General features: G+C 52.4%; 16 protein-coding genes. 7 read left to right on the top strand and 9 right to left on the bottom strand.

Going from position 1 to position 21,729, the window contains the following annotated elements; translation table 11 throughout:
• Window positions 1-200: 200 nt before the first annotated feature.
• From A0G03_RS04690 to A0G03_RS04670, 5 genes are all read left to right on the top strand, one after another.
• Window positions 201-1,721, top strand: a complete 1,521-nt coding sequence (locus A0G03_RS04690) for an OmpA family protein (protein WP_053075281.1) — start codon at window positions 201-203, stop codon at window positions 1,719-1,721.
• 16 nt (window positions 1,722-1,737) lie between these two features.
• A complete protein-coding gene (locus tag A0G03_RS04685; protein ID WP_047710142.1) occupies window positions 1,738-3,387 on the top strand; it encodes a hypothetical protein in 1,650 nt (549 codons plus the stop codon).
• Window positions 3,384-4,214 (top strand): hypothetical protein, encoded by an 831-nt coding sequence (locus A0G03_RS04680; RefSeq protein ID WP_011092052.1) that lies wholly within the window; start codon window positions 3,384-3,386, stop codon window positions 4,212-4,214. The genes A0G03_RS04685 and A0G03_RS04680 overlap by 4 nt, the downstream gene beginning before the upstream one ends.
• Window positions 4,215-4,673: 459 nt before the next feature.
• Window positions 4,674-6,020 carry a HEAT repeat domain-containing protein gene (locus A0G03_RS04675; protein ID WP_048258469.1) on the top strand — a complete coding sequence of 449 codons (1,347 nt, stop codon included), beginning with the start codon at window positions 4,674-4,676 and terminating at the stop codon, window positions 6,018-6,020.
• 206 nt (window positions 6,021-6,226) lie between these two features.
• Window positions 6,227-7,324 (top strand): DUF1615 domain-containing protein, encoded by a 1,098-nt coding sequence (locus tag A0G03_RS04670; protein ID WP_048258470.1) that lies wholly within the window; start codon window positions 6,227-6,229, stop codon window positions 7,322-7,324.
• Between the two features lie 154 nt (window positions 7,325-7,478).
• Here the strand turns inward: A0G03_RS04670 and A0G03_RS04665 are convergent, their stop codons facing one another.
• The 7 genes from A0G03_RS04665 to rhaB form a co-directional block, all read right to left on the bottom strand.
• Window positions 7,479-9,428, bottom strand: coding sequence for a methyl-accepting chemotaxis protein (locus A0G03_RS04665; RefSeq protein WP_048258471.1), 1,950 nt, complete (start codon window positions 9,426-9,428; stop codon window positions 7,479-7,481).
• A 462-nt stretch (window positions 9,429-9,890) separates the two neighbouring features.
• Window positions 9,891-12,602 (bottom strand): magnesium-translocating P-type ATPase, encoded by a 2,712-nt coding sequence (gene mgtA, locus A0G03_RS04660; protein ID WP_048258472.1) that lies wholly within the window; start codon window positions 12,600-12,602, stop codon window positions 9,891-9,893.
• A 446-nt stretch (window positions 12,603-13,048) separates the two neighbouring features.
• Complete coding sequence (locus A0G03_RS04655; protein WP_039289753.1) at window positions 13,049-14,626, bottom strand: methyl-accepting chemotaxis protein; 1,578 nt, start codon at window positions 14,624-14,626, stop codon at window positions 13,049-13,051.
• A 438-nt stretch (window positions 14,627-15,064) separates the two neighbouring features.
• Window positions 15,065-15,379 (bottom strand): L-rhamnose mutarotase, encoded by a 315-nt coding sequence (rhaM, locus tag A0G03_RS04650; RefSeq protein WP_048258473.1) that lies wholly within the window; start codon window positions 15,377-15,379, stop codon window positions 15,065-15,067.
• Window positions 15,380-15,522: 143 nt separating this feature from the next.
• Window positions 15,523-16,347, bottom strand: coding sequence for a rhamnulose-1-phosphate aldolase (gene rhaD, locus A0G03_RS04645; protein ID WP_011092060.1), 825 nt, complete (start codon window positions 16,345-16,347; stop codon window positions 15,523-15,525).
• Window positions 16,348-16,351: 4 nt separating this feature from the next.
• A complete protein-coding gene (locus A0G03_RS04640) occupies window positions 16,352-17,614 on the bottom strand; it encodes an L-rhamnose isomerase (RefSeq protein ID WP_048258474.1) in 1,263 nt (420 codons plus the stop codon).
• Window positions 17,611-19,101 (bottom strand): rhamnulokinase, encoded by a 1,491-nt coding sequence (rhaB, locus tag A0G03_RS04635; RefSeq protein WP_048258475.1) that lies wholly within the window; start codon window positions 19,099-19,101, stop codon window positions 17,611-17,613. Before rhaB ends, A0G03_RS04640 begins: the two co-directional genes overlap by 4 nt.
• A gap of 333 nt (window positions 19,102-19,434) precedes the next feature.
• Here rhaB and rhaS point away from each other — a divergent pair, with 333 nt between their 5' ends.
• Together rhaS and A0G03_RS04625 are read left to right on the top strand one after the other, a co-directional pair.
• The gene (rhaS, locus tag A0G03_RS04630) at window positions 19,435-20,274 is read left to right on the top strand and encodes an HTH-type transcriptional activator RhaS (protein WP_048258476.1); all 840 of its coding nucleotides are present in this window, start codon (window positions 19,435-19,437) and stop codon (window positions 20,272-20,274) included.
• Between the two features lie 24 nt (window positions 20,275-20,298).
• Window positions 20,299-21,153, top strand: a complete 855-nt coding sequence (locus A0G03_RS04625) for a helix-turn-helix domain-containing protein (RefSeq protein ID WP_039289761.1) — start codon at window positions 20,299-20,301, stop codon at window positions 21,151-21,153.
• 58 nt (window positions 21,154-21,211) lie between these two features.
• Here the strand turns inward: A0G03_RS04625 and A0G03_RS04620 are convergent, their stop codons facing one another.
• Complete coding sequence (locus tag A0G03_RS04620; protein WP_048258477.1) at window positions 21,212-21,466, bottom strand: Txe/YoeB family addiction module toxin; 255 nt, start codon at window positions 21,464-21,466, stop codon at window positions 21,212-21,214.
• Window positions 21,463-21,714, bottom strand: a complete 252-nt coding sequence (gene yefM / locus A0G03_RS04615) for a YoeB-YefM toxin-antitoxin system antitoxin YefM (RefSeq protein WP_039324900.1) — start codon at window positions 21,712-21,714, stop codon at window positions 21,463-21,465. Before yefM ends, A0G03_RS04620 begins: the two co-directional genes overlap by 4 nt.
• Window positions 21,715-21,729 lie beyond the last annotated feature (15 nt).

The following is a 21,729-nucleotide window of genomic DNA, read 5'->3' as shown; positions in this document are numbered from 1 at the left end:
AGTGGTGGTTGGGTGCGGAAAAAACTATGCCGAATTAATTAACCATTCTGATTATTGAGAAAGTGGCGCAGTGAGATATTTCATCTGATTCACGACTTTTTTCAAAAATATGACATAACAGCATGTTAATTAAGGGATAAAAGAATTCTATTTTTCGGGGTTCTTTCGCATTTTGGGTGGTTAAGGATGAGGGATATGGAGTGAAGCATTATCAAGTCAGAAGAATTAGCCTGCTTGCTGCCATTGTGGCACTGACAACAAGCTGTGCGACTTTGCATGATGCGGGCCGCAGCTATGGCACGGCGATTGGCTGTATTGGCGGGGCTGCGTTGGGCGGTGGAATTACTTATCTGGTAACGGGTGATGCCAAGAAAGCCGTAGCGGGAGGGTTGTTAGGCGGTGCCGCAGGCTGTGCATTAGGAAACGTTTGGCAGAACCGCGAGGAAGCGCTGGCAAAGATCGCTCAGGAAGAAAATATCGCAATTACAACGCGTTCTCTGCAATCTCAGGAAAAAAGTGGTACTGAAACTGTAGGGCTGGTGGCTCAGGTCCAAGATAGCGGCATGTTTGATACCAATAGTGCGCAGCTTTCTACGGACGGCTTACGGCAGGTCAAAAAGATTGCTACAGCGATGAAAGAGGGAGACCAAAGCGGTGTCATTCTGGTTGTTGGGCATACTGATGCTACTGGGAGTGCAGAATGGAATCAGCGTCTTTCAGAACAACGCGCACAGAATGTCGGTCGGGTGCTTGAACAGGCTGGCCTGAGTGCACAAAAACTTTATTTTCAGGGTGCAGGTTCCGCTCGTCCGGTAGCCGATAACGTCACGGTAACGGGGCGGACTGCCAACCGTCGGGTCGAGATCGTGGGTCTGGCAAATGAAACTCTGTTAAAACAGAGGCTTGAACAGGAAGGCAGTAACCTTGCTTATCTGCGTTATGGTACGGCTGAGCAGGCTACGTCGACAGCTAGCTCTTCTTCTACATCAAGCCGCAAGGCGAAGCTATCTACATCATCTTCCAATCGTAAAGTAGAGCCAACTCGTAAAGCAGAAATGGAGACTGCGGCGGTAACGCCATCAGCCCCGCCACAGCCGTCAGGTGCGCCTACTACGAAGAAAGCCTCCGAGCCCGCTAATAGCAAGAGCTTTGTTGATTTTGGCGGGCAGCCAGTCAACTCATCCACGCCTGTTCTGGCGGCGAACCTCAAGCCACGCAGCAGCGGATTCAGCCTGATTCCAGAAGCGAATGCCAGCAGTATGCTAAAAAGCTGTGTAGCAGATAATGTGCGCGTCAGTGGACAAGCTAAAAACCTGGCTAGCGGGAAAGCGGTTGAAACCCATGAAACCCGAGAATATCTGCCGGGCATGAATGGTCGTGCCTGGGCAGGGCTGGTGAATAATCATCTGGTCACGCTCTCGCCCGTTAAGGTACTGAGCGATAACGCCACGGTAGTGGAAAATCCGAAGGTGTATGTCACGCGCGATTACCAGTCCAAAGGTAACCGTAAAGCTGATGCGCCATTAAATGCGGTGGCGAATGCGTGGGAAGGCGAAGACAGCATTCTGTATCGGGTTTACCTGCAAGATGAAACACAGCAGGCACTTTCCTGCGTAGATTTACTGGTGCCGAAGAAGGCCAGTAAGGCGCAGCAAGGGCAGCTGTTCTACAGCAATTACAGCAAAGAATACATCGCGAGCTACACCCCAACGCGTAGTTAATTAGAAGGTATTGATCATGGAATTATTTCAAAGCATCGCTGAGGCGATTTCGCTTTATCGCTACATTTTCTGGCCGTTATTGGTGCTAATGACGTTGGTACTGGTCTTTATCCGTTGGTGGGATCAGGTCAGTTACTTTTTCCTTAACCTGATGAGCAGCCTGCCGCTGATTGGTCATGTATCTCGTTTGTCTCGCGCGAATGAACCGCGTCGTCAAGGCACGGGTAAACTGGCTTGGTATCCCGCGGAAGAAGCGATTTGCGCGAAATATTGGCAGTACTATAAAACCTCTAATCTGGATGCCGATTTTTACCTGCGCTGCGTCAACTACCTGAACAAGGTGGATGAGCGGGGTCGTAAACAGACGGGCGTGATCTTGTGGGGTTGCAGTGTCGTGTTGGTCCTGCTCGAAGCCTTTATTTTCGCGTTGGTACTCTCTCCGTTTATCGCGAGTAACATTTCTGCCAATCAGGCCGAGTTCTCGGCGATTGTTATCTCCGTTCTGATCGGTGTGGTGCTGGTGCCTGCCACTCATTTGATGGGATCCGAACTACATAAAAACACGCTGCTGAAAAAGATCCGTTACTGGTATTCAGAAGCGCGCCATAGCGGCTCTGCGAAGGGGTTGAGCAAGAACCACGAAATCTCGCTGGAAAATACCCGTTTGGATGACAACGATCCAAACTACATCCAGATGTTGAATCGCGTAACGCACAATGTTCACGTTAAGCCGCAGTATTGGGCAACGGCGGTTGCCCTGGCTCTGATTATTTTCTTCTCTGTTGGTGCCTATCTGGTGCGTGCGGCGACCATCAATGCGATGGATACACAGGCAGTGAACGGTTCGCCGTTTTCACAGGTCGTTCAAACTAGCGAAACCTCTCCGTTTGATTTGCCGTCGGGCGCGGCGGCGGATAATGCCAAGGCGGATACGCAGGCGTCACAAGAGATCACGGACAACCGTGTATTCGCTTCCAAATTGACGTTCATCATCCTGTCCGTCATTTTTGTTGGTGTGCAGCTGATTGGTATTTTGATTGGTATTTATCGCTCATTTGCTGGGATTGAGTCCAAAGCAGCGGCGAAATATATTGGCAATTTCAGTGGTTCTGAAGAATTTGCGTCATGGCACGCGATGCGGCGTGAACGCGTGGAGCGCGATGGACAAGAAAAACTGACCGCGTTGCAAAATCGCCTGATGATGAAGCGCACCAATAGCCAGAGTGAACCGCTCACTACGTTGCCGACGTTTGATGATTACATCAGTGGCAAGCTGCGTGATAAAGCGCGCTCTACTGCAGAGTTGAATGCGCATTTACAGGCGACAAACGAACCCGTACAGCCGAAGGCACCCATTGTTCAATCTGTCTCGGCTCAGCCAATTGAGCCTGCGCCAGTTGAGGTGGTGAGCCAACCTGTTGCACTTGTACCGACGTCTCCTGTCGTTGACACTGTCTCGGTAGCTCAGCCTGTAGCGGCGTCAGCCAGCACGGCAGAAGCGGATGACGAGAAGCAGCGTATTCATGAACTGGGTGATTTGACGTCGTTCAGCGAAGAAGAACTACAGCTGATTGCCGACGATTTGGATCTGTCGCTGGCGTCCTTGCTGAAGCGTCAGCGCGTGCAAGCGTTGCTGAATAAGGCGCGTCCGAAGGAGAACGTATGAGGTCGCTACTCGCGCTGCTGTTGCTGGGGGTAACCTGTATGTCGCAGGCCGCAGAACGTAACGATATCCCTAGCTGCTACAGTTTTGCCAAACTGGACCAACATCGCCCGGCAGACAGCGGTCGGGAACTGGTGGTGATTGTCGACCAGACGGTCAAAGTGCCTGTTGATCTGAAAAAATCGATCTGGAATCAAGTAGTGCGCTATGTGCAGCCCGGCGATCATGTGGTGATGTATCAGTTCTCGGCTCTGTTGCAGGATAATTACATGAAGCGCGTTTTTGACGGCAAGCTGGAAATGCCATTCACCGATCATAAGGTACGCAACAGTTTGGGCATGGACAGTCTGAAATCGCTTGATGGGTGTTTGGTGCAACAACGGCAATTCTTTGCACAAAATATCGGGAAAAAGATGGCAGAAAGCTTCGCCGATCGTGGGGATAATATCGCCAAAAGCGAAATTATGGATAGCCTTAAGCACATTGGTGATGACCTGAAAGAAACGCCCGCGAGCAGCAAAACGATCCTATTGGTGTCCGATATGCTGGAAAACAGCGAGTTTGGCAGCTTTTACAGTAACAACAGTATTCGTTTGTTAGAGCCGGAAAAAGAGATGGCGCGTGCCGGAAAGCAAAATTTGGTGGCGGATTTCACTGGCGCGAATGTGTATATCGCGGGAGCAGGGCTGATTGATACGGATTCGAAAAATAACTATCGATCCGGCAAGATCATGCAGCAGTTGGAAATTTTCTGGCGACAATATTTTGCGGCCTCGAAAGCCACTGTAGTGAGCTTTGGTGCACCCGAGTTGACGGTCGATCTAAAATAGCTTTTATCTGACAGAAAGGCGCTAATGTGTGAACGACATTAGCGCTTTTTTTGTTTTCAATGGGCCTGCAATCATCGATAGATTCGGCGGCAATCGCGCCGAGGTCGCAGAGCTGAACGTCATCTAATTGCGCGAAAGCCCGGCAGCGGATGTTGCCACAGCACAGAGACTCTATTCCAACGACGAAAAACGTGAAATAGGGTGGATGGATTTACAGTAGAGTTACAGCGGGTTTTGGAATGAAGCTCGCAGAAGTATGCTTATTTCTTGAAATAATCAGGATTCTTATTTTATTTCAATTGGCTACCGTAAAGAATGTCGCGGTATTTGCGAAAAATAATTACAAAGAGCTGTCTTGAAAAAGTTCGCATTTGTTAACGATGCTGGATGCAGTGCTGTATCGGACGGTGATGGCGTAAGGCGTCCGTGGATAAACGGAAAAAGGAGAGGGTAGGGAATATGGCATCGTACGAATTACTACTATATCAGTTGGAAAAGCTGGTGGCCTCGTCAGACAACGACTATCAGCCTATGCATTCTGATTCGCTGGATGAAGTGTCACGCCTGATAGCGCTTACGCGTCACTATAACGGGCATATTCGGCAGCGTGCGGTGCTGTGTTTAGGCTTCATGGACGAGGCCTCGGCATTACCGGCATTGGTTGTGCGGGTGAACGATTGGGCTGAGCCGGTACGCCGTGCGGCCAAACAGAGCGTGCGGCTGTTGTTAACGCCGGATAATACCGCGAATTTTGTCGCCAATTTACCTGAGATTTTCTGGCTGCTGCAATGTCAGAGGGAAAATCACCAGCCGCTGGTGGATGAGATTGTCAGCTTTCTGACCGAGGAGGTACACGCGCCGTCGCTACTGGCGGGGCTGTCTTCTGATGATAAAACCGTCGCCAGACTGTCACTGGATATTCTGGCTGAGCGTGACCTGTTTCCGCTGAAGCAGATCTTTGATCAGGCGATGTTACATCGCGATCCGTTAGTGAGGGCTAACGCGGTACGGTATCTGCTAAGCGCGGATCGGGATGTCGATCATGAGGTGATGGCGATTCTGTTGAAAGATACTTTCGCGCCCATTAAGCAGGTGGCGTTGCAGTATGTGATGGACAATGCGTTCCCTGTTCCTGAGCCCCTGTTGGTAGCGCTACTGTTTGATAAAAATGCGCTGGTGCGCCAACGAGCCTCAGCGCTGCTGCGTGAGCAAAACGACGATCCGGTTGCTCATTATCTTACCGCGTTGAATCGGGCAACTACCGTGACCGAGCGTAAAATCACGCTGTGGGGGCTGGATGAACATCGTTACGACGGCATTGTGGCGCTGACGGAACGCAACATGGATGAGCGTTATCCCAGCCTTTATCACAGCGCCTTACGCATTCTCATTCTGCGTACGGGTGACGATGCTCGCGAACGGCTGTTGGCCTCCCTACGCCATCCTTCTATTGCTATTGCGAAGGTTGCGCGCACGTTGTTTTATCAGCAGAAAATCTATTTGTCGCTGCCTGAACTTCAGCGCTGTCTGGAAGACGCGTCTTCCAGAGAACACATTGAGGTGTACTACTTTTTAGCCCAAAAGTTGAATAAATGGGACTGGCTGGTTTTCCTATTGGATAACGCGCAAGCAGAAAATGCTGCGCTAACGCAGGCTGGCGTGACGTATTGGACGCAGCGATTCAACCGTTCGGGCATCCTGCCGAATACCCGACAGCAGGCGCGTTTGCGGGAGTTGTTAGATAAAAACCCGCACGTTATCTCGCGCAAAAGCCCGTACATCGCTCTGTTTTTTTTTGGTGGCTGATTCGTTGCCTTCTATCCCTGCCCCAAAAAAATATGTTCACGATGGTATTCCATGCGTGTTTCGTCCGTTCGTTAGCGCATTCGGTTAGTGATAGCACTAACTATGCCAGGTCAGTTCGAAAAATGCATGCGTTTGCCCCCTGCTGGATAATTGGCGTGAGCTGCGCTAACGTTCTGGCAGCTTTCCTATCATGATGCCGAGAGACTATGCCTCATTCTTATGCTCCCTTGTTCCGTCCCTTGTGTGCGTTGGCTCTGCTGGTGCTGGCGGGTTGTGCCAGCAAAACGGCGACGACGCCGGAATCGCGGCCTGCGGATGTCCGTGCGCAGTTGCTCAAGTTGTTGCCTGATAACGTGAAAGATCGTCAAGGTTGGGCAACCGATATCTCGACGGCGTTTATCGCACAAGGGCTCGATCCCAGTAATGAAAACCTGTGTTCGGTACTGGCGGTGACTGAGCAGGAATCGACGTTTAACGCCGATCCACAGGTGCCGAATTTGTCGAAAATCGCCTGGCAGGAGATTGATCGCCGCGCTGAGAAAGTTCATGTCCCAGCCTTTCTGGTGCGCACCGCACTACTCATCAAATCTCCTAACGGCAAAAGCTACAGCGAGCGGCTCGATAAGGTACGCACGGAAAAAGAGCTCAGCGCGATCTTTGATGATTTCATCGAAATGGTGCCGATGGGGCAGCAACTGTTTGGTCGCCTGAACCCGGTACATACCGGCGGGCCGATGCAGGTTAGCATCGCCTTTGCCGAAGCTAACGCTAAGGGTTATCCGTATACCGTGGACGGCTCTCTTCGCCGCGAAGTCTTCAGCCGTCGTGGCGGGATGTATTTTGGCATTAAGCACCTATTGGGCTATTCGGCGAATTACCCGCAGTCAATTTATCGGTTCGCGGATTTTAACGCGGGTTGGTATGCCAGTCGAAATGCGGCGTTCCAGCAAGCTGTCAGCCGCCTGACAGGGGTTAAGCTGGCGCTGGACGGTGATTTAATCAACTACAGTTCGGATAAAGCCAGCGCCACAGAGTTGGCGGTGCGTGCGTTAGGGAAACGCTTGGACATGAGCGACAACGCCATTCGGCGTGCGCTGGAGAAGGGCAATAGCCTCGATTTTGAAGACACCAGCCTGTATGACCGAGTCTTTGCGCTGGCGGATAAATCGGGCAGTAAGGCTCCGCGCGCTATCTTGCCGGGGATTATGCTGGAAAGCCCGAAAATCACCCGTAAGCTCACCACAGCATGGTTTGCCCAACGCGTCGATGAGCGTCGGCAGCGCTGTTTGGTAAGAGCCAAATAGGCAACGCCCTCAATGAGGGCGTTAGTATCACAATGCTGGAAGAGCAAACCGGCCATTGGTTGGGCGTGATGCCACGTTCTTCGGCATTTTCGCGTAAATCTTCCAGCATCGTGCGGACATGGGGGATATCTCCGCGCTTCTCTAACGGTAGTCTCTACCTTGATAACAGCGCGTGCTGTAAAGGCTGCTGTGGTGCGCTGTCGTCAACCTTGAAGTGGCTGACCAGCGATTCCATTTCAATCGCCTGTTCATCCAGTAATTGGCTGGCGACGGAAGCCTGTGAAACCAGCGTTGCATTCTGCTGCGTGACCATTTCCAACTGGCTGAGCGCTTCGTTAATTTGTGCGATGCCCAGTGACTGTTCATCGGCGGCGACCGCAATCTCATTCACCAGATCGCGCACTTTACGCGTTCCGGTGACGATGTCGTTAATCCCCTGATTAGATTGGTTCACCAGCTTCGTACCTTCATTGACGCTGGCAATGCTGTCGGAGATGAGCGCGCGGATTTTTCCCGCTTCGTCAGCACTACGCTGCGAGAGCTGACGAACTTCCGCCGCGACAACAGAGAACCCGCGACCATGCTGTCCGGCGCGTGCAGCCTCAACCGCGGCGTTCAGCGCCAGCAGGTTGGTCTGAAAGGCAATGGCGTCAATGGCGGCAACCACCGCATTCACGCGCTGGCTGGTATCCTGAATTCTTTCCATCGCGTCGCTGGCTGATTCGGTAATGGTGCCGACGCGGTGAGCCTGATCGTCCACCTCTGTTGTTAATTGACGTGCCTGTCCGGCAAAGTCCGCAGTTTGTTTTACCGTGACGGTAATCTCTTCCATGCTGCTGGCGGTTTGCACCAGTGAAGCGGATTGCTCTTCGGTACGCTGCGCCAGATCCTGATTGCCGTTAGATATCTCGCTACTGGCACGCCCGATGGTTTGTGAACTGCGCTTAATATTCACCACCATGTCAGCGATGTTTTCCAGTGAGGCGTTATAGGCTTGATTCAGCTGTGAAAGCTCGTCGGTTCCCGGTACGCGCAGGCGACGGGTAAGATCGCCGCCCATCTCACGAATGGTCGTCAGGGTTTGCTGAAGCTGCTCGTTGATACTGCGCATAATCATCGAAGCCAGACCCAGCGCCATCAGGAGAGAAATCAATGCACCAGCTAAATAGCTAATCCAGGATTGACGTGCATCGGCGGCTAAGGCGTTAACCTGTGCCGTCAGATCGTTGGTGGCAAGCTGCTCAACGTTCTTCAGTTCATCGATTTTTACTGTTTGCTGGTTAAACCACTGGTTGGCATCGATGGAGAAATTGCCGCTGGGAGAAGCGATAGCCTTATTGCGCATCTGGAGTGCGTTCTGGGCCGCAGGGTTGTTAAGAGCCTGTTCAAAAGCTTTACGCAGCTCGGCATTGGCGAACATGTTATAGGCGGTGATATACGCCTCTCCCTTACCCACCATCTGGTTCAGACGCTCGAACATCCCGGTAGCAAAGCTATTGGCAGAGAAGGTATTAGAAAGCACGGCGCGTTCAAGCCCTGCCTGTTCTTTGACGTTCAGCAGGTTGTAATAGGCTGCCAGACGCTGAGCAATACCGCCGTCGCTGACCAAGTGGGTCATATCTCCGACAATACTCAGCAGATAGCTGACGGAATCGGAATAGTAGCCGAGTGCCTGCGTGACAGAGATCGACATGCTGTCGATATTGCGACGATACTCGCCAAGCTGTTGCATTTTTTGCGTAATTTTACCGATCTCTCCACTAACATCGTTACCGAGTTCACTGTCACTGAGATTCGCAGCCGTTTGTTGAAACTGTTGCTGTGCCCGATCGCTGGCTTGCCGCTGCGTAGTGAGTTCGGCACCAAATTTTTTCCCCTGGCTGCCAAAATAACCTGCGCTCATTCCGCGCTCACGCTGGAGCTGGTGGGCTAACTCGCCCGCGTCACGTGCTAGCGTAATCAGTTTCTCCATACGGACCATCTCATGCTCTGTGCTACGTCGCTCCATCACGCCGGAAAAACTGAACCATAGCAGGGCAAGGATGGGTGGGAGGAGGGCCAGAATGAACTTACTACGGATCGATATGTGATGAAGGGATTTCATAGGTGTGCTCCATATCCTGCAATCCGTCCTTTTCTGACATGTGCAGTTTGCAAAAGTAGACAGGGTTTATTTTAGTTTCGGCACAGGGAAGCAATGATTTAGCATTGATGATGCAACATCCATAAAAACAGTGCGTCTACTCTGGTTGGGCTTCTTTCATAAGAAGATTTCACTATTGCGGTATGGTACTACCCCGTCATCTTTCTTTTTAATAACCAAATGTAGGTATTTTAATTAAGGGTTTATGCCCTAAATAAGATCGTTAACTTATGCTACCGCGAGGGGCGGCTTTTTTTGCCACGGTATCGGTGTTTCTACTGTCTAGATAATGGTGAGCAGCATCGTGACGTTAATCAGTGAAATCAGGGTGAGAAAAAAGATAACGACGAGGAATGTGTGGCGAGAAGGTTTCATATGGGCTCCTAATTCGGCGGGTGAAAAACACCCGCCTTGTTGAAGGGATTAGAACCATTGGCCGAAGCGGCGGATGTAGGCGCGTTTGACCAGTTGTGCGACGGTGCAGTAGCCAATCAACGTGGCGGCCAGCCAAGGGAAATACTCCCACGGCAGCGGCTGTAAACCGACCAGTGGCCCCAGCGGAGAGAACGGCAGATAGATGCCCAGCGCCATCACCAGTCCGGTCATCAACATCACCGGCAGCGCCGCGGTACTCTGAATGAATGGGATCTTCTGGGTACGCAGCATGTGCACGACCAGCGTTTGTGACAGTAGCCCTTCAACGAACCAGCCTGACTGAAACAGCGCCTGATGCTCGACGCTGTTGGCGGCAAACACGAACCACATCAGCGCGTAGGTGGTGATGTCAAAAATCGATGACGTTGGCCCGATAAACAGCATGAAGCGACCAATATTTTTAGCATCCCATTTGCGGGGCTTGCGTAGGAACTCCTTATCCATTTTGTCCCACGGCAGCGACAGTTGGGAGATGTCGTACATCAGGTTTTGAATCAGCAGGTGGATCGCCAACATCGGCAGGAACGGAATAAAGGCGCTGGCGACCAGCACTGAAAACACGTTACCGAAGTTGGAACTGGCGGTCATGTTCAGGTATTTGATGATATTACCGAACGTCTCGCGACCTTTGATGATGCCTTCTTCCAGCACCATCAGGTTTTTTTCCAGCAGAATAATATCGGCTGACTCTTTGGCGATATCCGTTCCGGTATCGACGGAAATCCCGATATCAGCATCACGCAGGGCAGGGGCATCGTTGATGCCGTCGCCCAGAAAGCCGACCGTATGGTCATTACCTTGCAATGCTTTCAGTACGCGGGATTTTTGTAGCGGCGTCAGCCGAGCAAAAATGGTGCGCTGTTCTACCAGCACGCCGAGCTGTTCATCGCTGAGTGCATCAATCTCGTTCCCTTCTAGCACCTCGCCCGGCTCTAGCCCGACATCGCGACAGATCTTACTGGTAATAATCGCGTTGTCGCCGGTCAGGACTTTAACCGTCACGCCGTTTTCATGCAGGGCGCGAATCGCGGCGGAGGCACTTTCTTTGGGTGGATCGAGGAACGTCAGCAGACCGCAGAGGGTCAGATCGCGCTCATCCACGGCGCTGAGCGGCATCGTGCTGCCCACCGGGCTCAGCTCTCGTGTGCCAATCATCAGCACGCGGAACCCTTGCTGGTTGTAGCTCTCTGCCAGTTTTTTCAGCGTGTTGCGACGTTCGTCGTCCAGTTCATGCCGCTGTCCGTTCTCACAGACATGCGTAGCGACGGCTAGCATCTCTTCTACCGCGCCTTTGCAAATCAGGCGTTGCTGGTTGTGTTCATCGGCAACAATGATGGACAGGCGGCGACGAATAAAATCAAACGGCAGTTCATCGATTTTGCGATAGCGACCCAGCGCGGCGATGGCCGGATTATGGCGACCAAAATGCATGATGGCCTGATCCATCAGGTTTTTCATGCCGCTCTGGTGCGCGCTGTTGAGCCAGGCGAGTTGCAACACACTCTCATCGATCTGGCCCTGCGTGTTCAGGTGATGCTCAAGGATGATGCGATCCTGCGTTAGCGTGCCGGTTTTGTCGGTGCACAGTACGTCCATCGCGCCAAAATTCTGAATCGCGTTCAGCCGTTTGACCACCACTTTACGCCGTGCCATGGCAATCGCGCCCTTCGCCAAATTGGACGAGACAATCATCGGCAGCATTTCCGGCGTCAGGCCGACCGCGACCGCCAGCGCAAACAGGCTGGCCTCCATCCAGTCACCTTTGGTGAAGCCGTTGATCAGCAGTACGACAGGCACCATCACGATCATAAAGCGGATCAGCAGCCAGCTTACGCTGTTAACACCACGATCGAAGGCAGTTTGGGAACGCGTTCCGACGATGGATTTTGCCAGTGAACCGAAATAGGTGTGGCTGCCGGTTGCCACCACGATTGCCGTTGCCGTACCGCTGGAAATGTTGGTACCCATCAGGCAGATGTTGGATAGCGCCAGCAGATCGCTCTCGCTGCCGCAGCCAGTGGGCTGACAGCCTTTGGCACTGATATTGCTGAATACATCGTATTTTTCGATTGGCAGCGATTCACCGGTCAGTACCGCCTGGCTGACGAACAGATCGCGGGATTCCACCAGACGGACATCCGCAGGCACCATGTCGCCTGCGGAGAGGATCAGGATATCGCCGGGTACCAGTTGCTGAAGTGGGATTTCCTGCATGACGGCGGTGGCGCTGGCGTGAGGTCGGCGTAGTACGGTAGCTGTTGTCCGCACCATGGATTTCAGTGCTTCTGCGGCTTTATTGGTGCGAAACTCCTGCCAGAAGCGCAGTAGGCCGCTCAGGCTAACCATCACCAGAATAATGATCACGCCAGTGAGTGAGGTCTCTTCGTTATTGCGCTGCGGCAGCCAGTAATCGGTGAAAAAGCTGATAGCGGCCAGCGCCATTAGCACGTAAATAAAGGGGTTATTAAACGCGGCGGCTAACTGCACCAGCGCGTGCGGCGCCTTTTCATGGGCGACGCGGTTTTCGCCATAGGTTTGCTGACGCTCAATGACGTCATCATGGCTTAAGCCGTGCAGATGCGTATTTAGGTTCGCCAGTGTTTGATCGAGGCTGTTTTGTGCCTCACGGGCAATCGCAAAGGTGGCCGTGGGTGTCTTACGGGCGTGGCGATGCCCCGTTTGCGTGATCATATCGGTCATGATGCTGCTCTCTTAATGTTGCCTGTCCGCCGCGCACGGGCGCGCATCCCGGATAAAGGGACGTAAAGCGGAAAAAAATGAAGGTATTAAGGGAGGTAAACGGCGCAGACGGAGAGAACAGAGAAGTCGAGGAAGAAGACGGTCCTTATTCTAACGGATGCGGTTTACCGGGCCATCGAGGGTGTTCGTCCATGTTGTCTCCTTATCGCCGTGTGGCGAGATGTAAAATACAAATAGTTGTCGGCTGACGAAATAGATCACGTAGTTTAGTGGCGTAACCATAACCCTGTTTGCCTAAACCGGACGTCAACGTTTGTTCATGAACCAAACTGGGGGCCGGCGAGAAGGCGTTGCTATGGCGTGTTGCATTGCGGGAAAAGGCTCGGAAAGGCATTGATTAAAAGGAAGTGATTGCCCCGCCGACCACTCGGCGGGGCAGGTGAGAATTAATGAATTCTCAGCAAGTGGTCCTGATTCACCTTGAAGAAACGAACGGCATCGCGCAGCTGTTCGCCCTGTTCTGTCATGGCGTGTGCTGCTGTGGCGGATTCTTCAACCAGCGCGGCATTCTGCTGGGTGACCCGATCCATTTGTTCTACTGCGACGCTGATCTCTTTGATACCGATATGCTGCTCGTTGGAGGCCTGAGAAATTTCTGCAACGATATCCGTCACTTTTTTCACCGACTGCACAATTTCCGACATCGCCTGGCTGGCTTTGTCTGCTCGCGCGGAGCCGTCGGTAATCTTCTCAACGGTGCCTTCGATCAGCGTTTTGATCTCTTTGGCGGCGTTGGCGCTCTTCTGTGCCAGCGTCCGTACTTCACCAGCCACGACGGCAAAGCCTTTCCCTTCGCTACCCGCTCTGGCTGCTTCTACCGCTGCGTTCAGGGCAAGGATATTGGTCTGGAAGGCAATCCCTTCGATCACGGCGATAATATCGACGATTTTCTGTGAACTGTCGGATATCTCATGCATGCGCTTGAGCATGTCGTCCACGATAAGTCCGCCCTGAGACGCCGTTTCTGAGGTTTGCTGGGCTAACTGGCTGGCTTCTTTGGCGTTATCCGCATTCTGTCGTACGGTGTGCGTCAGTTGCTGCATATTGGCCGATGCCTGAATAAGCGATGCTGCCTGCTCTTCGGTACGCTGCGACAGATCGCTGTTGCCCTGAGCAATTTCGCTGGATGCCAGAGAAATGGATTCGCTACCACTCATGATGGTGTGTACGGTATTCACCAACTGCCGATTCATGTGGTTGATGGATGCCAGCAGGCTGCTGTTATCCCCCTGACGCAGTGTGATTTCTGTTGTCAGGTTGCCGGATGCAATCTCGGTCATGATTTCTTGTGCGTAGTGCGGATCGCCGCCGAGCTGACGTGAAATATTACGTGAGATGACGGTGGCGATCATGATGGTTGCCAGCAGGGCGAGTAGCAGTAATCCCCAAACATAGTACTGTGATGTCCGGTACGTCGAATCAGCACTGGCGACGATATTTTTTGCCGTCGCCAATTCCATCTCCACCAGTTTCGCCAGATCTTTCATCAACTGGCTACGATACTTGGAAGAGCTTGCGCCGCTGATTTTACTGGCTTCTGCCAGATCGCCGCGATTCACGGTATCAATCAACGTGGCATTGACCGAATTGAAACCAGAGAAATTTTCGCCAATCACCTTAATCAGCGCTTTTTTATCTTCGCTGTTAACAACGGTTTGATAGTTTTTCAACGCGGCAAGGAAGGTATCGGCATTTTGCAGTAACTCTTTGCGATGGCCTTCGCGTTCCTCAGGGGTTTTGGAGTCAATATACTGTATTTGCTGTAAACGGGTTTCAGATAAGGAGCCGCGCATTTCCAGGCTATATCGTACGCCGGGCAGGCTGCTGCTGCTTAATTCATCAATTCGACTATTATTAACGCTAAGCTGGAGTAGTGAAACCACACCTAATAGCAACATCATCGCTATCAGGACGGAAAAACCGAGTAACAACTTGGAAAGCACTGTGAGTTGAGAAAATTTCATCGCTATTCTTATTGTTTATATAGAGAAGGTAATAGTGATAACGGCAAATAAAATAAGATCTTTATAATGTGGAATTCGATAAATTGGCTTTAAAGAGTAAATGGAGTTTAATGGCGATTAGGTTCTATTTGTCGAAACTAAATCCTGACTAATGATTACTATATAATATATTATTTGTAAAAAAGAGAGGTGGATAGACATTGTCTTAATAGATGTTTTTATTCTTAACGTTGAAGTGGGTCTATTCACAAATAGGGAAAATAAAATGTGATTGCCATCAATAATCAATAAATATTTATGTATTTAAAAATCCTAATGATTATATGTAACGACTTTGATTAATTAAATGACAAATTATTTCTTTTTATATCTTCAACAATAATGATGCAGCGGCAATGTTATTACTGCTGCACGATTATGCGTAGTTCAAAGAATCTCTCAGTCCAGATAGAACACGGGGTCGAGTGCATCGCTGATCGGACTGTTGTCGGGATTCGAGGGCATCACGTCGCCCATGTGTTTCCACCAGCGCTGGCAGACATCTGTTTGCGCAATCGCTTCCCAGCGCGCTTCTGATTCGACTTCCACATAGCCGAACAGCAAATTGCGCTGTTTATCCAGAAAAATACTGTAGTGGTGTGCGCCGTGGTTTTTCAGCACCTCTGCCAGTTCTGGCCAGATAGGGTTATGACGGCGCTGATACTCGTCGTGGCAGTCAGGAAAAACTGACATCACAAAAGCCTTACGCAACATGGATGAGTCCCCGTAGTCGTTGGCAGAACGCCACGGCGGTGATGCCGTGGCGGTGTGAGACTGAAAGCAATTTTAGGTCGAAATGAGTTCTATGCTAAAAACCATTCTATGTATGAAAGCCATGCTACGTATGAAAACCCGTGCTATACGCGCAGCGCGGCTTCCAGTGGCGTAACGCCGAAACGTTTGCCCAGAGCGATCAGTTCTTCGGTCGAGATCGTCTGCTTTTTACCCCCCATTGATCTGACTTTCACCATGACTTCGGCGGATTTTTCCGCGGTATCGATCAGGCCAAAGGCTTCATCCAGCGTTGGACCCGTGCCGAAGATGCCGTGGAAGGGCCACAATACCAGCGAATGACGCTTCATTTGCTCGGAAGTGGCATCGCCAATGGAATCGGTGCCCGGCACCATCCATGGCACAATCCCCACGCCGTCTGGGAAGACGACCAGACACTCCGTGCTGCCTTCCCACAGCTCACGGGTGAACGTCGCGGTATTTAGCTCCAGCACGTAGCTCAGGGCAATCAGATTGGTCGCGTGGCAGTGCATGATGACGCGGTCGCGCCCGTGGGTTACGCCCATACGCACAATGTGCGACTGGAAATGCGAAGCTAATTCAGACGTTGGCAGGCCACCGTTGGTGAGTCCCCAGAAAATACGATAGCCTTTGCCATCACTATCGACCTGCAACACCACCAGTGAATCCGCTGGATCGAGTTGGACGTTGCGGAAGAATTTTCCGGAGCCGGTAACGATAAACCAGCAATCTGCCAGTTCCGGCATCGGCTGTGATAGTGCTTCATGACGCGGCTGCGGAGAGAAATCGCTTTCATAAGGCGTCACATCCTCAGCCGTCAGGCGCAGGCTGACGTTGCCGCCGTTACGTTCGTCCCAGCCTTTGAGCCACATGTCGCTGGTGGCTTTAATCATTCCCTGTACAAACCAGGAAGAGAGAATTGCTTGCATAGTCTTACCCTTGACGTTGAGTGAGGATGGTTTCTTCATACTGACGTACCTGTTGCAGCCATTCGCCGCCTGGGAGTACGTCATGACGCTGGCAGTAGTGTTCCCACACGGCATGCCACGGCAGCGATTTTTGCTCTTCCAGCAGAGCCAGACGCGCGGTGTAATCGCCGTTTTGTTCCAGTTTGCGCAGTGTTTCTGTGGGTTCCAACAGCGCGCGCAGCAGAGCTTTCTTCATATTACGGGTGCCGATGACCCAGGCTGCGATGCGGTTGATCGAGGCATCGAAGAAATCGAGCCCGATGTGCACGCGGTTAAGCAACTGATGACGGATGATTTCGTGGGCGATAGCCTGCGTTTCGTCATCCAGCAGCACGACATGGTCGCTGTCCCAGCGTACCGGACGGCTGACGTGCAGCAGCAGGCGTGGGACGTACAGAATCGCGCTGGAGATCTTGTCGGAAATGACTTCGGTCGGGTGGAAGTGTCCGGCATCCAGACAGAGCGCGGTGCCGCGGCTGGCCGCGTAGCCAAGATAGAATTCGTTGGAGCCGACGGTAAAACTTTCCGCGCCTATCCCGAACAGCTTACTTTCTACCGCGTCGATATGGTGTGCCTGATCGAGCGGCTCAGCGATGATCTCGTCCAACGCGCTGAGCAGCCGCTGGCGGAATGCCAGACGATCGATGGTTAAATCTTTCATGCCGTCCGGCACCCAGATGTTCATTACTGATGGCGTGCCGAGTTCGCGGCCAAAGTAGGCTGAAATCCGGCGGCTGGCCTGACAGTGTTCAATCCAGAAACGGCGTACTTTTTCGTCTGGGTGTGACAGCGTAAAACCGTCCGCGCTCAGTGGGTGAGAAAAACAGGTCGGGTTAAAATCCAGCCCGAGCTGGTGGCGTTTGGCCCAGGCAACCCAGTTGCTGAAATGCTCGGGAGCAATCTCGTTGCGGGCGACGGGCTGTGCGGATTCCAGATAGATGGCGTGCAGGTTCAGTCGTTTGGGGCCGGGGATCAGCGCAAATGCCTGTTCCAGATCGGCACGCAGCTCATCCGGCGTGCTCGCTTTGCCAGGGTAGTTGCCCGTGGCTTGAATGCCGCCGGTCAGTGGCCCGCCAGTGTTCTCGAATCCGGCCACATCGTCACCCTGCCAGCAGTGCATTGACACCGGAATCTGGTCGAGCTGTTTCAGCGCCGCCTCTACGTCAATATTCAGGCCGGCATAACGCGTTTTTGCCAACTGCCAGGCAGCTTCAATAGGTGTGCTCATTGCGTGGTCTCCTTTTTGCCCTGTGGGGCGGTTTCTGGCTGGCTGAGCGCCTGAAAACGACGCCAGTGCCCGGCAAAATCACTCTCCGCACGCGGGGTATAGCGATGCAGAGGGAAGTTATGAGTCAGCATGTGCCGGAATGCGGCAAGGTCTGTAACGGCGCCTAGCGCCATCAGCTGGCAGCCGATATTGCCAAGCGTCGAGGCTTCGACTGGCCCGGCGAGAACCGGAATCTGGCACACATCGGCGCACAGCTGGTTGAGAAAAGCGTTCTGACTGCCGCCGCCGACAATATGCAATTGGCGGATTGGCGCATGGCGCAGTTCACCCAGCTCCAGCACTACCTGACGGTAGAGCAGCGCGAGGCTGTCGAAGATGCAGCGTGCCAGCTCGGCATCACTTTGGGGAACGGGCTGGCCGTGCTCACGACAATAGTCGCGGATTGCCTGATGCATGGAGGGCGGATTGATAAAACGATCGTCATTAGGGTTAATCAGGCTGACGAAGGCGGGTAGCGCGGTGGCGGACTGAATCAGCGCGCCTAAATCTTTGATGTCACGCTCCTGACAAACCCGCTGTAGCAGCCATAGCCCCATGATGTTTTTTAGCACTCGGTAGGTGCCATCTACGCCGCCTTCGTTGGTGATATTGGCGGCCAGCGCCTGCGGGCTGTTAAACGGTGTGTCGCTCTCGATGCCCATCAGCGACCAGGTGCCGGAGCTGAGGTAGGCGCTGTCGCGGCTCTGCAACGGTGCACCGACTATCGCGCTGGCGGTATCGTGCGTCGCGACGGCGGTGACGGGAATCTGGCGTCCACTCGGCGCTGTCCAGTTTCCGACCGCGTGTCCCGGCTGTACGGGATCGCTCAACCAGCGGCGCGGTACACCCAGATAGTCCAGCAGTTCGCCGTCCCAGGTTTGCTGTTCCAGATTAAGCAGTTGGGTCGTGCTGGCGTTGGTATATTCACAGACCAGATTCCCCGTGAGGCGATAGTGAAAATAGTCGGGGATCATCAGCAGATGTTCCACCTTATCCAAATCGTCAGGAGGGGCGTCGCACAGCGCTTTGAGCTGATACAGCGTATTAAACGGCAGGAACTGAATCCCGGTATGCTGATAGATAGCTTCACGACCCAGTTCGGTAGTAACGGCGGCCATTACGCCGTCAGTGCGGTGATCGCGATAGGAATACGGCAGGCCGACACGCTGCCCATTTTTATCGAGTAACACATAGTCCACTCCCCAACTGTCGACCCCAATGCTATCGGGGGCGATACCCATGGCATCGATTTGCTGCAATCCGGTGAGGATGTCGCGTTCCAGTGCGACGAGATCCCACTGGTGATGGTTGTCCTGAAACACCAGCGTATTGCTGAAACGGTGAATTTCTTTCAGCGTCAGATGCTGCGTTGCAGTGTGTAAGGTTGCCAGCATCACCCGACCGCTGGATGCCCCTAAATCCACCGCCACGATATTCTTCACCGCCATAGCCGCACTCCTTTTGTTGGATGTGTTGCAGTGTAAAGAGCGGTAACAGAAGGCACCTTCCGATGAGTGCCACCTAAAACAGGTGGTTGGCAAAATGACAAAGCTGACCGTGAAAGGGCTCACAATCTGGGAAATTATTCAGAAAATAACCCCTAAAAAAGAAGGGAAAAGGCGGTGTGATCCTTGCCACACTTCAATCAATTGGGCGGTGCGATCTTAAAAAAAGAGCAGTCAGACGGCGAGTGGGTGACGGTATTTTAAGGCCAGTTTTGTTGCTTCTGACTACTCTTTTTCAAAGGCTGCGTTTTGCCAAAGGCTGAAGGGAGAACTGAAATGACGTTACTTCGTGGTGATGATTTTTTTACTTCGCGTGCCGTGACGGTCGCGGTAGAGCCGCGTACCCCACAGACGGCCTTTCCTGAGCACTATCATGATTTCTGGGAAATAGTGCTGGTGGAGCAGGGTGCAGGCGTCCATGTGTTTAACGATCAACCCTATGCGCTGTGCAGCGGGTCGGTGTTCTTTGTTCGCGATAATGATCGGCATCTGTTTGAAGATGTAGAAGGGCTATGCCTAACCAACATGCTGTACCGTTCGCCGCGTGGGTTCCGCTTCCTGTCTGATATCGCGGCATTTTTGCCGTATGGTCAAAACGGCGAGTGGCAAGGACAGTGGCAGGTGAATGCGGCGGGGATGCAACAGCTGAAACAGTCGCTGAACAGCCTGGCAGAGCTGGCGCAAAGCGATGTGCCGGAGGCGATTGCTGCCAGTGAAAGCCTGTTTCTGCAAATTCTGGTACAACTGCGTCAACACTGTTTCCAGACGCAGGGCAACGGCTCCGAGCGTCAGGGAGTACAGGCGCTGCTGGGGTGGCTGCAAAATAACTACAGCGAAGACGTTAACTGGGGCGGTTTGGCTGACCAATTCTCGCTGCCGTTGCGTACACTGCACCGTCAGCTAAAACAACATACGGGTATGACACCACAACGGTATCTGAATCGGTTAAGATTACTGGAGGCTCGTCGGCGGTTGCAGCAGAGTGATGACTCCATCACCACTATTGCGCACGCCTGTGGATTTAGCGACAGCAATCACTTCTCGACGCAATTCCGCAAGGCATTCTCGCAGGCACCTAAGTCACTACGCCATCAGGCGTTTTCTCGTGAAGAGTAGGTAACAGTAACTGCGGGTGAGGGAATGGCGACAGCAATTCGGGGTTTGAAATTACAGACTGAAGACTATTTCCTGACTGACAAGAATGCCGTGATGGTTGCCGAACGACACCCGCAGCCGGTATTTCCTCTGCATCATCATGATTTCGACGAACTGGTGATCGTCTGGCGGGGCAATGGTCTGCACCTCTGGAACGATGTGCCTTACCGCATTACTCGCGGTGATATGTTTTATGTCTCCGCGCACGATCGCCACAGCTATGAATCCGTCCACGAGCTTGAACTGGACAACATTCTCTATATTCGCAACCGCCTGACGTTATCCGCCGACTGGCAAACCTTACTGCCGGGCGGAGAGCTTCCACAAAGCCAGCGGCACTGGTGTTTAGGCTCCGAAGGCATGGATACCATCCGCGAGAAGGTAGACGCACTGACGCAGGAGTGTATGAAATCGGATGCGCTGTCGTTGCAGCTGAGTGAGGCGCTGCTGTTGCAGATTGCGCTGCTGGCGGCGCGTTATCGCCATTCGCCGGATAGCCCGCAGTTGGCGGATGCCCATCAGTTGGATATGTTGATGAATGCGCTACGTGCCAGCATTGCCGCCCCGTTTCGCTTTGAAGCCTTTTGCGAACAGCACCACTTCAGCGCCCGCAGTTTACGCTCGCGCTTTAAAGAGCAAACTGGAATGAGCGTGCCGCATTACCTGCGCCAATTGCGATTGTGCAAGGCGATGGAGCTGCTGCGCTACGATCTGCAAACTATCGGCGACGTTGCCGCGCTGTGCGGCTTTGAAGACAGCAATTACTTTTCTGTCGTGTTCCATCAGGCATTCGGCGTCTCGCCCAGCGCCTACCGTCAGCGCTTCCTGAATGTGGAGTGACTATTCTGTTTTAATTCGCGAGCTTTTTAGCTATTGAGAGTGATGAATTAATGGAGGGTTAATAGTGGTAGCGGCATGCGGCGATCATCATGGCATCATCTGTGATGGCATACACTAGACGATGTTCTTCGGTGATACGGCGCGACCAGAAACCAGCAAGGTTATGTTTAAGTGGCTCTGGTTTTCCTTTTCCTTCAAAAGGTGTTCTGCGCGTCTCTTTTATTAATTCATTGATATTTTTGACCATTCGCTTATCGATATCCTGCCAGTACAAGTGGTCTTCCCATGCTTCTTCTGACCAAATTAGCTTCACTCAATGATATCTCTTTCTTCGCCATTGCCAGCCTTAAGGCTCTCAATTGAATTCATCAGCCTTTTTGCATTTGCTGGTGAACGCAGTAAATACGCGGTTTCCTCTAGAGAATTATACTCTTCCAGAGACATAAGCACGCAGGCCTCACCATTCTGTCGAGTGATCAGAATGGGAGCACGATCTTCGACGGTTTTCATCATTGTCGCTGATAGATTTTGACGGGCTTCGCTGTAGCTAATTGTACGCATCTGTACCTCCTGTTT

The sequence above is a fragment of the Pectobacterium peruviense genome, assembly GCF_002847345.1.
Taxonomy (GTDB): domain Bacteria; phylum Pseudomonadota; class Gammaproteobacteria; order Enterobacterales; family Enterobacteriaceae; genus Pectobacterium; species Pectobacterium peruviense.
Note: the sequence above shows the minus strand (reverse complement) of the source record. Positions and strands in the feature narration are given on the sequence as shown.

What these genes read in the sequence shown, in the direction of transcription:
- rhaS (WP_048258476.1), top strand. Translation starts at nt 19,435, where the DNA reads ATGACGTTACTTCGTGGTGATGATTTTTTTACTTCGCGTGCCGTGACG.
- A0G03_RS04685 (WP_047710142.1), top strand. Translation starts at nt 1,738, where the DNA reads ATGGAATTATTTCAAAGCATCGCTGAGGCGATTTCGCTTTATCGCTAC.
- rhaB (WP_048258475.1), bottom strand. Translation starts at nt 19,101, where the DNA reads ATGGCGGTGAAGAATATCGTGGCGGTGGATTTAGGGGCATCCAGCGGT.
- A0G03_RS04670 (WP_048258470.1), top strand. Translation starts at nt 6,227, where the DNA reads ATGCCTCATTCTTATGCTCCCTTGTTCCGTCCCTTGTGTGCGTTGGCT.
- rhaM (WP_048258473.1), bottom strand. Translation starts at nt 15,379, where the DNA reads ATGTTGCGTAAGGCTTTTGTGATGTCAGTTTTTCCTGACTGCCACGAC.
- A0G03_RS04640 (WP_048258474.1), bottom strand. Translation starts at nt 17,614, where the DNA reads ATGAGCACACCTATTGAAGCTGCCTGGCAGTTGGCAAAAACGCGTTAT.
- mgtA (WP_048258472.1), bottom strand. Translation starts at nt 12,602, where the DNA reads ATGACCGATATGATCACGCAAACGGGGCATCGCCACGCCCGTAAGACA.
- rhaD (WP_011092060.1), bottom strand. Translation starts at nt 16,347, where the DNA reads ATGCAAGCAATTCTCTCTTCCTGGTTTGTACAGGGAATGATTAAAGCC.
- A0G03_RS04665 (WP_048258471.1), bottom strand. Translation starts at nt 9,428, where the DNA reads ATGAAATCCCTTCATCACATATCGATCCGTAGTAAGTTCATTCTGGCC.
- A0G03_RS04655 (WP_039289753.1), bottom strand. Translation starts at nt 14,626, where the DNA reads ATGAAATTTTCTCAACTCACAGTGCTTTCCAAGTTGTTACTCGGTTTT.
- A0G03_RS04625 (WP_039289761.1), top strand. Translation starts at nt 20,299, where the DNA reads ATGGCGACAGCAATTCGGGGTTTGAAATTACAGACTGAAGACTATTTC.
- A0G03_RS04675 (WP_048258469.1), top strand. Translation starts at nt 4,674, where the DNA reads ATGGCATCGTACGAATTACTACTATATCAGTTGGAAAAGCTGGTGGCC.
- yefM (WP_039324900.1), bottom strand. Translation starts at nt 21,714, where the DNA reads ATGCGTACAATTAGCTACAGCGAAGCCCGTCAAAATCTATCAGCGACA.
- A0G03_RS04680 (WP_011092052.1), top strand. Translation starts at nt 3,384, where the DNA reads ATGAGGTCGCTACTCGCGCTGCTGTTGCTGGGGGTAACCTGTATGTCG.